At 74.2% G+C, this 13,671-nt stretch carries 12 protein-coding genes and 1 riboswitch; of the genes, 6 read left to right on the forward strand and 6 right to left on the reverse strand.

The window, feature by feature from the left end:
* Positions 1 to 60 precede the first annotated feature (60 nt).
* Complete coding sequence (locus ACH4TP_RS18340) at positions 61 to 1,374, reverse strand: hypothetical protein (RefSeq protein ID WP_398438536.1); 1,314 nt, start codon at positions 1,372 to 1,374, stop codon at positions 61 to 63.
* A gap of 103 nt (positions 1,375 to 1,477) precedes the next feature.
* Here ACH4TP_RS18340 and ACH4TP_RS18345 point away from each other — a divergent pair, with 103 nt between their 5' ends.
* On the forward strand, positions 1,478 to 2,437 hold the full coding sequence (locus ACH4TP_RS18345) for a D-2-hydroxyacid dehydrogenase family protein (protein WP_398438537.1): 960 nt from the start codon (positions 1,478 to 1,480) through the stop codon (positions 2,435 to 2,437).
* A 15-nt stretch (positions 2,438 to 2,452) separates the two neighbouring features.
* On the opposite strand, the gene ACH4TP_RS18350 is transcribed toward ACH4TP_RS18345, so the two are convergent.
* Positions 2,453 to 2,809, reverse strand: coding sequence for a GntR family transcriptional regulator (locus ACH4TP_RS18350; RefSeq protein ID WP_398438538.1), 357 nt, complete (start codon positions 2,807 to 2,809; stop codon positions 2,453 to 2,455).
* 2 nt (positions 2,810 to 2,811) lie between these two features.
* Positions 2,812 to 3,753 (reverse strand): DUF1648 domain-containing protein, encoded by a 942-nt coding sequence (locus tag ACH4TP_RS18355; protein ID WP_398438539.1) that lies wholly within the window; start codon positions 3,751 to 3,753, stop codon positions 2,812 to 2,814.
* A gap of 92 nt (positions 3,754 to 3,845) precedes the next feature.
* Here ACH4TP_RS18355 and ACH4TP_RS18360 point away from each other — a divergent pair, with 92 nt between their 5' ends.
* Positions 3,846 to 4,037, forward strand: coding sequence for a hypothetical protein (locus ACH4TP_RS18360; RefSeq protein WP_398181353.1), 192 nt, complete (start codon positions 3,846 to 3,848; stop codon positions 4,035 to 4,037).
* A 53-nt stretch (positions 4,038 to 4,090) separates the two neighbouring features.
* Here the strand turns inward: ACH4TP_RS18360 and ACH4TP_RS18365 are convergent, their stop codons facing one another.
* Both ACH4TP_RS18365 and ACH4TP_RS18370 read right to left on the reverse strand, forming a co-directional pair.
* Positions 4,091 to 4,960 (reverse strand): alpha/beta fold hydrolase, encoded by an 870-nt coding sequence (locus ACH4TP_RS18365; RefSeq protein WP_398438540.1) that lies wholly within the window; start codon positions 4,958 to 4,960, stop codon positions 4,091 to 4,093.
* 108 nt (positions 4,961 to 5,068) lie between these two features.
* Positions 5,069 to 5,509: a MarR family winged helix-turn-helix transcriptional regulator gene (locus ACH4TP_RS18370; RefSeq protein WP_389222827.1), complete on the reverse strand. Its 441-nt coding sequence runs from the start codon at positions 5,507 to 5,509 to the stop codon at positions 5,069 to 5,071.
* A gap of 92 nt (positions 5,510 to 5,601) precedes the next feature.
* On the opposite strand from ACH4TP_RS18370, the gene ACH4TP_RS18375 reads away from it, so the two are divergent.
* Both ACH4TP_RS18375 and abc-f read left to right on the forward strand, forming a co-directional pair.
* Positions 5,602 to 5,949 (forward strand): DoxX family protein, encoded by a 348-nt coding sequence (locus ACH4TP_RS18375; protein WP_398438541.1) that lies wholly within the window; start codon positions 5,602 to 5,604, stop codon positions 5,947 to 5,949.
* 116 nt (positions 5,950 to 6,065) lie between these two features.
* The gene (abc-f, locus tag ACH4TP_RS18380) at positions 6,066 to 7,658 is read left to right on the forward strand and encodes a ribosomal protection-like ABC-F family protein (protein WP_398438542.1); all 1,593 of its coding nucleotides are present in this window, start codon (positions 6,066 to 6,068) and stop codon (positions 7,656 to 7,658) included.
* On the opposite strand, the gene cobN is transcribed toward abc-f, so the two are convergent.
* Positions 7,655 to 11,248 carry a cobaltochelatase subunit CobN gene (gene cobN / locus ACH4TP_RS18385; RefSeq protein ID WP_398181338.1) on the reverse strand — a complete coding sequence of 1,198 codons (3,594 nt, stop codon included), beginning with the start codon at positions 11,246 to 11,248 and terminating at the stop codon, positions 7,655 to 7,657. The two genes, abc-f and cobN, sit on opposite strands and share 4 nt — an antisense overlap.
* A 78-nt stretch (positions 11,249 to 11,326) precedes the next feature.
* Positions 11,327 to 11,460, reverse strand: a riboswitch (cobalamin riboswitch).
* A 294-nt stretch (positions 11,461 to 11,754) separates the two neighbouring features.
* On the opposite strand from cobN, the gene ACH4TP_RS18390 reads away from it, so the two are divergent.
* Complete coding sequence (locus ACH4TP_RS18390) at positions 11,755 to 12,996, forward strand: cobalamin biosynthesis protein CobG (RefSeq protein ID WP_398438720.1); 1,242 nt, start codon at positions 11,755 to 11,757, stop codon at positions 12,994 to 12,996.
* Complete coding sequence (locus ACH4TP_RS18395) at positions 12,993 to 13,646, forward strand: precorrin-8X methylmutase (RefSeq protein ID WP_389222819.1); 654 nt, start codon at positions 12,993 to 12,995, stop codon at positions 13,644 to 13,646. The genes ACH4TP_RS18390 and ACH4TP_RS18395 overlap by 4 nt, the downstream gene beginning before the upstream one ends.
* Positions 13,647 to 13,671 lie beyond the last annotated feature (25 nt).

A 13,671-nucleotide genomic window follows, 5' to 3' on the forward strand; every position in this document is an offset into this window, starting at 1 on the left:
CTCACAAGAAGCCCGCGCTTCATCGCTCACCCCCCGGTTGCGGGGATGGTAGCCGGGTGTTCAGGCGCTCGATACGGGTTTCGAGGGCGGCGCCTCCGCCGACTCCCCCGGCTCCTCCGCCAGGAAGGCCACCACCGCGAGCACGAAGACCAGGGCGAGGACGAGCCCCACGATGACCCAGGCGGTGGGGTGGGGCCAGAAGACGACCGCGGCGGCCGCCCCGGCGACGAGGATCCAGGTGATCCAGGTGCGGTAGCGCTGGACGAACGGGCCCACCGGACCGAGGCGCATGCCCGCGTGGTCGGCGAAGGACCGGCTCGCGTCGATCCCGGAGTGCCAGAAGCCCCGGACGAGGACGGCGGGGCGGCTGGGGCCGGAGAGCCAGGCGGCGAGGGCGACGACGATGCCCAGGGTGGCGTACACCCGCACCGAGGTGCGGAGGAAGCGGATCAGGGTGTCGTAGATGGAACTCGCCGCGCCCGGGGAGACGTTGGCGGGCAGGGCGTTCAGGTAGACCGTACGGAAGACGGTGAGGGCCACGCCGAGGACGATCGCCGCGACGGCGACGCCGAGGCCCGCGGCGACGAGGGTGCGGCGGCGGCGCACGGCGAGCAGCACACCGCCGGCGACGAGCAGGATCGCGATGACCGGCAGCCACACGCCCATCGTCTGGAGCAGCGCGAAGCCGGTCTTCACCTTGCCGATGTCCTCGGACTTGACCACCGTGAAGTCGGTGTGGATCTCGGGGATCTTGGCCGCGACGTCGAGGCCGGAGTCGACGAGCCGCTGCTTCACGCGGTCGATCACGGGCGCCAGGTCGATGGTGACCGTGTTCGTCTCGATCTTCACGGCCCCCTCGTCGCTGCCGGTCAGGGCGCGGTCGAGGGAGGTGTGGATCGCGCGGTTGGCGTCGGCCCAGATCGTCTGGAAGGCCGGGGAGGCGACGACGTCCTGCGCCCGCTCGTGGACGAAGCTGCCGACCGCGCTCTCCAGGGAGCCGCCCAGCTTGCCGAGGGCCTTGGCCGCCAGGGGCCGCTGGTCGGGCGCGACGCCCTCCAGGAGGGACTGCAGGTCGATGTGGTCCATGACGGCGTTCGTCACCCGGTTGGCCACGGCGGCCTGGACGTCCGGGTCCGAGGCGAGCGGCTTGACCGTCTGCACGTAGCGGTCGGTGTCGCCGAGGAGGTCCGCGGTCCAGGTGGAGACGATGCCGAGCGGGACGAGGATGCAGCCGATGACGATGAGCAGGGCGGAGAAGAAGGAGCGGACGCGGTGGTGGGGCGGCCGGGCGGTCGCCTTCTCCGCTTCCAGGGCGGCCACCCGGGCCCGGAGCAGGGCGAGTTCGTCACCGCTGTCGCCGGCCGCTGCACTCATGGCACCCACTCCTCACGTTCTGGACAAGTCAGGGCAATTCTCCAGAAGGGGGATGGTTCTGTCGCTCTGGGCGGCGCACAGGGGTGTACGCGATCATGCGGTCATGAAGCTGCGCTGCGCCGTACTCGACGACTACCAGGGCGTCGCCCTCACCTCCGCCGACTGGAGCCCGCTCGCCGACCGCGTGGACGTCCGCGTGCTGCGCGAGCACCTGACGGACCGGGACGCGCTCGTCGCCGCCGTCGAGGACTGCGAGGTCCTCGTGGTCATGCGGGAGCGGACCCCGGTCGACGCGGAGCTCCTCGCCCGCCTCCCCCGGCTCCGGCTGCTGATCACCTCCGGGATGCGCAACGCCTCGATCGACCTCGCCGCCTGCGCGGCGCGCGGCGTCACCGTCTGCGGCACCGCCAGCAGTTCCGAGCCGCCCACCGAACTGACCTGGGCGCTCCTCCTGGGTCTCGCCCGCCACGTACCCGCGGAGGCGCGGGCGGTACGGGAGGGTGGGCCGTGGCAGTCGACCGTCGGCTCCGACCTCGCCGGCCGGACGCTCGGCCTCGTCGGGCTCGGGAAGATCGGCGCCAAGGTGGCCCGCATCGGGCTCGCCTTCGGCATGGACGTCGCCGCGTGGAGCCCGAACCTGACGGAGCAGCGGGCCGCCGAGCACGGCGCACGGCTCGCGAAGGACCGGCTCGACCTGTTCTCGACCAGCGACTTCGTCTCCCTCCACCTGGTCCTCTCCGACCGCACCCGCGGCCTCGTCGGCGAACCCGAACTACGCGCGATGCGCCCCTCCTCCTACCTCCTCAACACCTCCCGCGCGGGCCTCGTCGACAGCGACGCCCTCCTGCGGGCCCTCCGCGAGGGCTGGATCGCCGGGGCGGGCCTCGACGTGTACGAAACCGAACCCCTCCCCGCCGACGACCCCCTCCGCACCCTCCCGAACGTCCTTGCCCTCCCCCATCTGGGCTACGTCACGGAGGCCAACTACGGGCGGTACTTCGGCGAGGCGGTGGAGAACATCGAGGCGTTCCTCGCGGGGTCGCCGGTACGCGAGTTGGGCTGAGCCCCCGCCCAGGCGCTAGTGCAGGCTCGTGCGGGCCAGGTCCAGGAACTCCGGTTCGGTGAGGCCGAGTTCGCGGGCCTCTGTCGCCGCCTCGCGGAGGAGGGAGAGGAGGCGGGCCCGGTGGGGGGCGGTGGCGCCGGGGACGATGAGGGCGCCGCGGCCGCGGCGGAGTTCGATGAGGCCCTCCTCGCGGAGCCGCTGGTAGCCGCGGAGGACGGTGTGGACGTTGACGCCGAGGGAGTCGGCGAGTTCGCGGGCGGCCGGGAGGCGTTCGCCGGGCGCGGCGGAGCCGTCGGCGAGGGCGCCCCGGACGCAGGCGGCGATCTGGTCGCCGAGGGGGACGGCGGAGGCCGGGTCGACACGGAAGAGCACGGTCAGACCTTCCCATGCCGCTCGGCGAGGGTGTTGAGGAGGGCGGCGGCGGTCCGCGCGTCGGGCACGGTGACGGCGAACTCGCGGCCGCCGGTCCGCCGTACGACGAGGGCCTCGCCGGAGCGCACCACGAGGCCCGTGCGGTGGGCCCTGACCCGGTAGCCCCAGCCGCCGAAGTCGCCCAGGGCGGAGATGTCCCGGGCGTCGGCGCCGGCGACCTCGTCGAGCGGGACGCGGACGCGGGGCCAGGAGGCGAACGAGGGGCGGACGGTGAGGCCGCGCCGGTCGACGGTGACCCTGATCCGGGCGAGGACGAGTCCGGGGAGGCCGACGACGAGGCCGAGGAGGCCGAGCAGCGCGGCCGGCCAGGGCGCGAGGAGCAGGACGGCGGGGGTCGCGACGAGGGCGAGCACCGCGAGGGCGGTGAGCGGCCGGGAGCCGGTGGCGCGGGTCCAGCCCGCGAGCTCGTGGGCGCCGAGCGCGAGCCGCGGGACGTCCGTGGCGGGGGTCTCGGCGTCCTCCGGCGGGACGAGCCGGGTCAGGGCCCAGCCGACGGCGGCGCACCCGCCCGCGACACCCGCCGCGACCGTGAGGTTGACCAGCGGCGATTCCACCCGGGCCGGGTCGGCGACGTCCGTGTTGTCCCGTACGAGGAGGGCGAAGAGCGTGCCGGTGAAGCCGGCCGTCGCCCAGGCCCCCCACAGCGCGGAGCGGCGGACGAGGAGCGTCCAGCCGGCGCCGAGGCCGAGGAGCAGGACCGTACTCACGAGGAGGAACGCGGCGCGGCCGGTGAAGCCGTCGGCGGTGCCCCCGGCGTCGAAGTGGGTGGCGAGCGGGTCGGGGAGCCGGTCGTACCGGAGGACGAGCAGCAGCTCGTACGCGGCGAGCGCGAGGACGAAGGGGAGCGCGGCGAGCGCGCGGAGACGGGGCGTGGCACGGTTCATGGAATCCTCCCTTGTTTGCACTCTACTAGAACAATGCGGGTTGGGGTCGGGCAGCGGCAGAAGATCTTCGAGATGCGGGCCGCCCGTACCGGTTGTCGACTTGGGCAGACGCAGACGAATGGGGAGATCTTCATGCGCCGCCGGCCCGCCACCAGGGCCTGGACCCGGCCGCCATCACGCGGACGATCCGCGACACGGCCGCCAACCCGGGCCAGGCCCTCAAACTGGGCCTCGGGAACGTCGACGCGGCGGCGGCCGTGAAGGCCGCCGCCGCGAAGAAGTAGCGCGTCGGGGATCGGGGCCCGGGACTCGGCGCTCGGGTCCCGGGGATCGGGTCTCAGCCCTCGGTCAGCACCGACCGCAGCGCCTCGGCGAACTCCGCCGGGGCGCCCTGCTGCCCGAACTCGCCGCCCAGGAAGCCGCCGTGGTGGCTCGGGAAGACGGCGACCGGGGTGCCGAGCCCCTCGGCGACGCCGACCGCCGCCCGCGCGGCGAACGTGCCCTCGGACTCCTTGCCGGCGGCGACGACGATCCGGGTCGGCGCGGCGCGCAGGGCGGTGAAGTCGGGGAGGTACGAGGTGCAGCCGCGCATGTTCTGCCCGAGCAGCGGGTCGCCGCGCGAGCCGTCGTCCTCGGCCGGGAACCCGAAGGTCTCGGGCGCGGGGAAGGGGCCCTCGGACCAGTCCGCCGGGACCGGGCCCTGGTGGCTCGTCAGGGCGATGAACCGCACCATGCCCGCGCCCCAGCCGTCCCGCAGATAGGTGGCGTGGACGTCCGCGCAGGCCGCGAGGGCCGCCTCGCGGTCCGGGAGGACCCGGGCCGTCGGCGGCTCGTGCGCGACGAGGGTGTGCACCAGGTCGCCGCGCCGGGCCACCAGGGCGAGGGCGTTGACCGCGCCGCCGCTGCTCGCGAAGACGTCCACGGGCCCGCCGCCGAGCGCCTCGATCAGCCGGGCGAGGTCGTCGGCGTGCTCCTCGGGGAGGTTCTCCGGGGCGCCGTCGGTGCGCTCGCTGCGGGACACCCCGCGCGGGTCGTACGTGACGACGGTGCGGTCGGTGAAGTGCGAGGCGAGCGTGGTGAAGCCGCTCGCGTCCATGGGCGAGCCGATCAGCAGCAGGGGACGCCCGTCGGTCCCGGTGCCGGGGCGCACGTCGTAGCGCAGGGTCGCGCCGGCGGCGTCCAGGGTCCGGGTGTCGGTCTCGGCCATGGTGGTCTCCTCACTGGTGGAACGGTCACGGGGTAGACCGTCCGCACCCCCGGAACTCATCGCCGAGAGCGATCTCCCTCCGGGTTTTCCTTCACACCTCTCTGGCGACTACTCGCCGCATTCGTGGACGGCCGGGTCCACGACGACGCGGTCCAGGAGGCCCCTCAGGAGGTGCTGTTCGGCCTCGGTGAGGTCGCCGAAGAGTTCACGCTCGGCCTCGCGCACGGCTTCGTCCATGCGCTCCAGGGTGGCGGTGCCGGCCGGGGTGATCTCGACGATGTGGCGGCGCCGGTCGGCCGGGTCGCGGCGGCGCTCGGCGAGCCCGGCCGCCTCCAACTCGTTGAGGATCGCGACGAGTTGGCTCGGGTCGATCTCCATCGCGACGGCGAGCTCGCGCTGGCTCGTGGCTCCGGGGGCGAGCTGCATCAGCGTCATCGCGTTGCGCGGGGGCAGCCCGGCGACGCCCAGGGCGGCGCGGATGCGGGCGCCGGTGAGCTCGCCGCGGAAGGAGAGGAGGAAGCCGAGGCGATCGGTCGGGAGTGCTGCCATGCCGTCCACCGTAACAACAACGTGATTGTGGAGCGAGAGAAATCGTTGTTACTCTTCAACGGTTTTCGTCCCCGGATCGTTGGAGCACCTCCATGTTCATCGCCTATGCCGTCGTCGCGGCCCTGCTCGCCCTCGCCTCACTCGGTTCCGCCTTCATGACGTTCACCAAGAACCCGCAGGTCATCGGCAACATGACCAAGGTGGGCGTGTCAGAGGGCGCACTGCCGTGGCTCGCGGCCGCGAAGGCCGCCGGCGCGCTCGGCCTGCTCGCGGGCCTCTTCGTCCCGCTCCTCGGCGAGGCCGCGGCCGTGGGCCTGGTGCTCTACTTCCTCGGTGCCGTCACCTCCCACCTGCGCGTGAAGGACTTCGAGCTGGCACCGGCGGCGGTTCTCGCCCTGGTCGCGGCGGCGGCACTGGTGCTGCGCATAGCCTCCGCCTGACCGCTCCACCATCAAGACGAGACGTATCGTCTTGCCAGGCCCCTCTGCGTGCCGTACTGTCGCTCAAACGAGACGCCACGTCTCGCGCCCGTGTCCCCGACGGCAGGAGGTCGCCCTTGTTCCGTGCCCGACTCACCGACGTCACCAAGCGCTACGACGACCGGTACGTCCGGAACCGGACCGTGCTCGACCGGGTCTCCCTCACCGTCCGCCCCGGCGAACGCCTCGGCGTCGTCGGCGACAACGGCTCCGGGAAGTCCACCCTCCTCCGGCTCCTCGCCGGCCTGGAGACCCCCGACAACGGCAGCGTGACCGTCGACTCCCCCGGCGGCCTCGGCCACCTCGCCCAGACCCTCGACCTCCCCGCGGATGCGACCGTCGGCGACGCCGTCGACCACGCGCTCGCGGAGATACGGGAGCTTGAGCGGGCGATCCGTACGGCCGAGACCGGGCTCGCCGCCACCGGCGACCTCGCCGGATACGCCGGGCTGCTCGCCGCCTACGAGGCCCGGGGCGGCGCCGGGGCCGACCGGCGCGTCGAGACCACCCTGCGGCGGCTCGGCGAACCCGGCCCGCTCGACCGCGCCCGGCCCCTCGGGACGCTCTCCGGCGGGCAGCGCGCCCGGCTCGCCCTCGCCGCCGTCCTCGCCGCCGAACCCGAACTGCTGCTGCTCGACGAGCCGACCAACGACCTCGACGACGAGGCCGTCGCCTGGCTGGAGGAGCGGCTGCGCGCCCACCGGGGCACGGTCGTGGCCGTCTCCCACGACCGGGTCTTCCTCGACCGCGTCGCCACCGCCGTCCTGGAGGTCGACGAGGACCGCCACACCGTGCGGCGGTACGGCGACGGCTACGGCGGCTACCTCGCCGGCCGCGCCGCCGAACGGGCCCGCAGACAACGGGAGCACGAGGAGTGGAAGGCCGAGCTCGCCCGCCACCGGGCGCTCGCCGACACGAACGTCGACCGGTTCTCCGCGATCCCCCGCAAGGCCCCGGCCGCGTTCAGCGGGGCGGGCGCCTTCCGGGCCCGGTCACGGGCGCACGGCGCGATGAGCCGCATCCGCTCCGCCCGCGAGAGACTCGCCCGGCTCACCGCCCACCCCGTCCCCGCACCGCCGGAACCGCTCCGGTTCCACGCGGACCTCACGGGAACGGGCGCGCCCGTCGACCTCACCGGGATACGCGTCGACGGCCGGCTCCACCTCGACGCGCTCCACCTCGACCCGGGCGAGCGCCTGCTGCTCACCGGCCCGAACGGCGCGGGAAAGACCACCCTCCTCCGGGTCCTGGCGGGCGAACTCGCCCCGGACGCGGGCACGGTGACCGTGCCCGCCCGGGTCGGGCTGCTCCGCCAGGACACGGCCCCACCCCTCGACCCCCGTACGGTGGGCGAGGCCTTCGGAGAGGGCCGCGAGGACGAACTGCTCGCCCTCGGGCTCTTCGCCGCCCGGGATCTGGCGACCCCGGTCCGGCTGCTTTCGGCGGGCCAGCGCCGCAAGCTGGAACTGGCCCGGCTCGTGACCTCCCCCGCCGATCTGCTCCTCCTCGACGAGCCGACCAACCACCTGGCCCCGGGCCTGGTGGAGGAGATCGAGGCCGCGCTCGCCCCCTACGCGGGCACGCTGGTGATCGTCAGCCACGACCGGCGGCTGAGGGAGGGGTACCGGGGCCGCGTCCTCGAACTGGCCCCGGCGCCCGTCAGGGCTTAGTCCTCGCCCTCCAGGTCGCCCTCCGTCTCCAGGAACACCTGCCGCAGGGCGGCCAGGGTCTCCGGGTCCGGCTTCTCCCACATGCCGCGCGACTCGGCTTCGAGGAGGCGCTCGGCGATGCCGTGCAGGGCCCAGGGGTTGGCCTCCTTGAGGAAGGCCTGGTTCGTCTCGTCGAGGACGTACTCCTGGGTGAGCTTGTCGTACATCCAGTCGGCGACGACACCCGTCGTCGCGTCGTACCCGAAGAGGTAGTCGACGGTCGCCGCCAGCTCGAACGCGCCCTTGTAGCCGTGGCGGCGCATCGCCTCGATCCAGCGCGGGTTGACCACGCGCGCGCGGAAGACGCGGGAGGTCTCCTCGACGAGGGTGCGGGTGCGGACGGTCTCCGGGCGGGTCGAGTCGCCGATGTACGCCTCGGGGGCCGTGCCCGTCAGCGCGCGGACGGTCGCGACCATGCCGCCGTGGTACTGGAAGTAGTCGTCGGAGTCGGCGATGTCGTGCTCGCGGGTGTCCGTGTTCTTCGCGGCGACGGCGATCCGCTTGTACGCGGTCTCCATCTCCTCCCGGGCCGGGCGGCCTTCGAGGCCACGGCCGTAGGCATAGCCGCCCCAGACCGTGTAGACCTCCGCGAGGTCGGCGTCCGTCCGCCAGTCCCGCGAGTCGATCAGCTGGAGGATGCCCGCGCCGTACGTGCCCGGACGCGAGCCGAAGATGCGGGTGGTGGCGCGCCGCTCGTCGCCGTGCTCGGCGAGGTCGGCCTGCGCGTGCGCCCGTACGTAGTTGTCCTCCGCCGGTTCGTCCAGGGAGGCGACCAGCCGCACCGCGTCGTCGAGGAGCCCGATGACGTGCGGGAAGGCGTCCCGGAAGAAACCCGAGATGCGCAGCGTCACGTCGATGCGCGGACGGCCCAGCTCGGCGAGCGGGATCGGCTCCAGGCCGTTCACGCGGCGCGAGGCCTCGTCCCACAGCGGGCGGACGCCGAGCAGGGCGAGCGCCTCGGCGACGTCGTCGCCGGCGGTGCGCATCGCGCTGGTGCCCCAGAGGGAGAGTCCGACGGAGGTCGGCCACTCGCCGTTGTCGGTGCGGTAGCGCTCCAGGAGCGAGTCGGCCAGCGCCTGGCCGGTCTCCCAGGCGAGCCGGGACGGCACGGCCTTCGGGTCGACCGAGTAGAAGTTCCGGCCGGTCGGCAGGACGTTGACCAGGCCACGGAGCGGGGAGCCGGACGGACCGGCCGGGACGAAGCCGCCGTTGAGCGCGTGCACGGCGTGGGCGAGCTCGTCGGTGGTGGCGGCGAGACGCGGCACGACCTGCTCGCAGGCGAAGCGGAGGACCGCCTGGACCTCGGGACCGTACGACGTGGGGATCGCCGCCACGTCCCAGCCCGCCGCCTCCATCGCCTCGACCAGCTCGCGGGCCTTCGCCTCCGCCTCGTCGGCGGTGGTGCGGGTCGCGGCCGACTCGTCCAGGCCCAGGGCCTCGCGCAGACCCGGGAGCGCCTGCGTACCGCCCCAGATCTGGCGGGCGCGCAGGATCGAGAGGACCAGGTTGACCCGGGCCTCACCCTCGGGCGCGCCACCGAGGACGTGCAGACCGTCCCTGATCTGGGCGTCCTTGACCTCGCACAGCCAGCCGTCGACGTGCAGCAGGAAGTCGTCGAAGCCGTCGTCCTCCGGGCGCTCCTCCAGACCGAGGTCGTGGTCGAGCTTGGCGGCCTGGATCAGGGTCCAGATCTGGGCGCGGATGGCCGGGAGCTTCGCCGGGTCCATCGAGCTGATCTGGGCGTACTCGTCGAGCAGCTGCTCCAGGCGCGCGATGTCGCCGTACGAGTCGGCGCGGGCCATCGGCGGCACCAGGTGGTCGACGAGCGTGGCGTGGACGCGCCGCTTCGCCTGGGTGCCCTCGCCCGGGTCGTTGACGAGGAACGGGTAGATCAGCGGGATGTCGCCGAGGGCCGCGTCGGGGCCGCAGGCGGCGGACAGGCCGGCGTTCTTGCCGGGCAGCCACTCCAGGTTGCCGTGCTTGCCCAGGTGGACCATGGCGTCGGCGCCGAAGCCGCCGTCCTCGGCGCGGGCGGCGATCCAGCGGTAGGCGGCCAGGTAGTGGTGGGACGGCGGGAGATCGGGGTCGTGGTAGATCGCGATCGGGTTCTCGCCGAAGCCGCGCGGCGGCTGGATGAGGACGAGGAGGTTCCCGCGCCGCAGGGCGGCGAGGACGATGTCGCCCTCCGGGTTGCGGGAGCGGTCGAGGAACATCTCGCCGGGCGCCGGGCCCCAGTGCTCCTCCACCTGCTCGCGGAGCTCGGCGGGCAGCGTCGCGTACCAGCGCTTGTAGTCGGCGGCCGGGATGCGGACCGGGTTCTTCGCGAGCTGCTCCTCGGTCAGCCAGTCCTGGTCGTGGCCACCGGCCTCGATGAGGGCGTAGATCAGCTCGTCGCCGTCGCCGGAGACGATGCCGGGGAGCTCGGCCTCGGGACCGAAGTCGTACCCCTCCGCGATCAGGCGCCGCAGCAGGGCGACGGCGGAGGCGGGGGTGTCGAGGCCGACCGCGTTGCCGATGCGGGAGTGCTTCGTCGGGTACGCGGAGAGGACGAGCGCGAGCTTCTTCTCGGCGTTCGGGATGTGGCGGAGCCGGGCGTGCCGGACGGCGATGCCGGCGACGCGGGCCGCGCGCTCGGCGTCGGCGACGTACGCGGGCAGGCCGTCCTCGTCGATCTCCTTGAAGGAGAACGGGACGGTGATGAGGCGGCCGTCGAACTCGGGCACGGCGACCTGGCTGGCGGCGTCCAGCGGGGACAGCCCCTCGTCGTTCTCCTCCCACGCCGACCGCGAACCCGTCAGGCACAGGGCCTGGAGGATCGGCACGTCGAGCGCGGCGAGCGCGCCCGCGTCCCAGGCCTCCTCGTCGCCTCCGGCCTGCGCCTCGGCGGGCTTGGTGCCACCGGCCGCGAGGACGGTGGTGACGATCGCGTCGGCCCCGCGCAGTACGGAGACGAGCTCCGCCTCGGGGGCGCGCAGGGACGCCACGTACAGCGGGAGGGCGCGGGCCCCGGCGTCCTCGATCGCGCCGCACAGGGCGTCGACGAAGGCGGTGTTCCCGCTCATGTGGTGGGCGCGGTAGTAGAGCACGGCCACGGTCGGGCCGGTCACGTCGGCCTTCGGCGTCCGCTCAAGGGGCCCCCAGGTGGGGGCGGCGGCCGGGGCCTCGAAGCCGTGGCCGGTGAGCAGGACGGTGTCGGAGAGGAAGCGGGCCAGCTGCTCCAGGTTCGCCGGGCCGCCGTGCGCCAGATAGGCGTGCGCCTCGGTGGCGACGCCGACGGGGACCGTGGAGGCCTCCATCAGCTGGGCGTCGGGAGCCTGTTCGCCGCTGAGCACGACGACCGGCTTCCCGGCGGCGCGGATCGCGTCCAGGCCCTCCTGCCAGGAGCGGACGCCGCCCAGGAGCCGTACGACGACCAGGTCGACGCCGTCGAGCAGGTCCGGGAGGTCGGCGAGCGGGAGCCGGGAGGGGTTGGCGAAGCGGTACTCCACCGGCCCTCCGGCCGCACGGGCGCTGAGCAGGTCGGTGTCGGAGTGCGACAGCAGCAGGAGCATGGCGAGCTCAGGCCTTCCTCGGGGTTGTCCGCGCCCCGGGTGGTCGTGTGGGATGGGGCCTCCCCTCGCTCGAGCGAAGCCGAGAGCTTGGGGAAGGGAGTTCCTGACTCACCCGTGCCATGGCTGGTACGGGCTCACAGTGGCGGGACCGCGCCGGATTCTCACCGGGCTTCCTCCCCGGGGTCCTGGGACCCCATGCCGCTCTGCATCCTAGATCGTGCCGTGGGCGGGCCCCAGGGAGCGTCGGGGTCGGCCGGATCACACCGGGGATCACACCGGGGCGCACGGCGACGACGCGGGCGGAGCGCCGGCGGCCCGGGAGCGCCGGAGGCGGCAAGCGCCGGCAGCCCGAACCACCGAGCGTCGGCAGGCATCGACGAACCCGGGGCGCCGAAGGGAGCAAGCCCCGGCAGGCCCGGAGCGCCAAGGACCGGCAAGCCCCAGCAGGCCCGGAGGGCCGGAAGTCGGCCGGATCACACCCGGTGGTCAGCCGGTTCCCCGTGGGTATGCTCGCCGCCATGCCGCCCACCCCACCCCCGACGCCCGAACCGGGCGAAGCTCGCGTACGGGACCGTGGCGACGCCTGCCCCGGGGCGCTGCGCCTGCATCCCGCCGACGACGGACGTCTGGCCCGACTGCGCCTGCCCGCAGGGCGCTTGACGGTACGTCAGACCGAGGTGCTGGCCCGTGCGGCCGAGGGTCTGGGCGACGGGCGGATCAGCATCACCTCGCGCGGCAACGCCGAGCTGCGCGGGCTCGGCGAGGGCTGCGGGGCCGAGCTCGCCGCGCTCCTCTCCGAGGCCGGTCTGCTGCCCTCCCCCACCCACGAGCGCGTCCGCAACATCGTGGCCTCGCCCGGCGCGGGGCTCGACGGACTCGGCTGCGCGGACGTGCAGTTGTGGGCGCGCGAGCTGGACGCCGCGCTGTGCGCGGAGCCCCGGGCGGCATCCCTTTCGGGACGGTTCCTGTTCGTCCTGGACGACGGGCGCGGGGACGTCGCCGGGCTCGGCGGCGATGTGAGCTTGGTCGCAGGACCGGACGGGTCCGCCCTCCTGCGCCTCGGCTCGCGGGCGTTCCGGGTGGCCGAGCCCGTCCGCGCCGCCCTCACCGCCGCCCTCGCGTTCCTCGACGCCGCCGAGGCCGCCGGGAACGGGGCCTGGCGGCCCCGCGAACTGCCCGAGGAGCACGTGCCCGACTGGGCCGGGGCCCTCGCGCGGGCCGGGATCACGGCGGAGCCCGTACCCGTACCGCCGCTTCCCGCGTCCCCGCCGCCCGCGCCCGGCCCGCTCGGCGAGCGCGCCCTGCACGTCCTCGCCCCGCTCGGCCGGCTGACCGCCGCCCAGCTGCGGGCCCTGGCCGACGGGGCCGAGGAGCTGCGGCTCACGCCCTGGCGCGGGGTGGTCGTCGTGGGAGCCGCCGACCGGCTGCCCGACCTGCCCGACCTGGCGGCGCACGGCCTGATCACCCGGCCCGAGCTGCCCTCGGTCGGGGTCAGCGCCTGCACCGGACGCCCCGGCTGCGCCAAGTCCCTCGCCGACGTACGGACGGACGCCGGGCTCGTCCGCCGAGGGGGCCTGCCCGTCCACTACTCCGGGTGCGAGCGCCGCTGCGGCCACCCGCACGGCACCTGGGTGGACGTCCTCGCGACCGGCGACGACACCTACCTGGTGGACGGCGTCCCCACTCCCCGTACCTCCCTGCCCGAAGCAGTGACCACGGCCCGCAGCCTGCCGACCCACACGAGATGAGCGAGAGCACCAGGATGTTCGACTACGAGAAGGACGGGACGGAGATCTACCGCCGGTCCTTTGCCACGATCCGCGCCGAGGCGGACCTCGCGGGCCTGCCCGCCGACGTCGCCCAGGTGGCGGTCCGGATGATCCACGCCTGCGGCATGACCGACCTCGTGCAGGACATCGCGTACTCGCCGGGCGTCGTCGCGAGCGCCCGCGCCGCCCTCCAGGCCGGCGCGCCCATCCTCTGCGACGCGCAGATGGTCGCCAGCGGCGTCACCCGCAAGCGGCTGCCCGCCGACAACGAGGTGCTCTGCGCCCTCTCCGACCCGGCCGTCCCCGGCCTGGCCGCCGAGCTCGGCACCACCCGCTCCGCCGCCGCCCTCGAACTGTGGCGGGACCGCCTCGAAGGCTCCGTCGTCGCCATCGGCAACGCCCCGACCGCCCTCTTCCACCTCCTGGAGATGATCGCGAAGGGCGCGGGGAAGCCCGCCGCCGTCCTCGGCATCCCGGTCGGCTTCATCGGCGCCGCCGAGTCGAAGGACGCGCTGGCCGAGAACACCCTCGGCCTCGACTACCTGGTCGTACGGGGCCGGCGCGGCGGCAGCGCGATGACGGCCGCCGCGCTCAACGCCCTCGCCCACGAAGCGGAGATCCAGAAGTGAGCACCGTGCCCGGCAAGCTGTACGG

Source organism: Streptomyces sp. NPDC021012 (assembly GCF_044333355.1).
In the GTDB taxonomy this organism is placed as follows: domain Bacteria; phylum Actinomycetota; class Actinomycetes; order Streptomycetales; family Streptomycetaceae; genus Streptomyces.

Coding starts and splice junctions, on each gene's coding strand:
- ACH4TP_RS18340 (WP_398438536.1), bottom strand. CDS start 1,374: ATGAGTGCAGCGGCCGGCGACAGCGGTGACGAACTCGCCCTGCTCCGG.
- ACH4TP_RS18345 (WP_398438537.1), top strand. CDS start 1,478: ATGAAGCTGCGCTGCGCCGTACTCGACGACTACCAGGGCGTCGCCCTC.
- ACH4TP_RS18355 (WP_398438539.1), bottom strand. CDS start 3,753: ATGAACCGTGCCACGCCCCGTCTCCGCGCGCTCGCCGCGCTCCCCTTC.
- ACH4TP_RS18365 (WP_398438540.1), bottom strand. CDS start 4,960: ATGGCCGAGACCGACACCCGGACCCTGGACGCCGCCGGCGCGACCCTG.
- ACH4TP_RS18370 (WP_389222827.1), bottom strand. CDS start 5,509: ATGGCAGCACTCCCGACCGATCGCCTCGGCTTCCTCCTCTCCTTCCGC.
- ACH4TP_RS18375 (WP_398438541.1), top strand. CDS start 5,602: ATGTTCATCGCCTATGCCGTCGTCGCGGCCCTGCTCGCCCTCGCCTCA.
- cobN (WP_398181338.1), bottom strand. CDS start 11,248: ATGCTCCTGCTGCTGTCGCACTCCGACACCGACCTGCTCAGCGCCCGT.
- ACH4TP_RS18390 (WP_398438720.1), top strand. CDS start 11,755: ATGCTCGCCGCCATGCCGCCCACCCCACCCCCGACGCCCGAACCGGGC.
- ACH4TP_RS18395 (WP_389222819.1), top strand. CDS start 12,993: ATGAGCGAGAGCACCAGGATGTTCGACTACGAGAAGGACGGGACGGAG.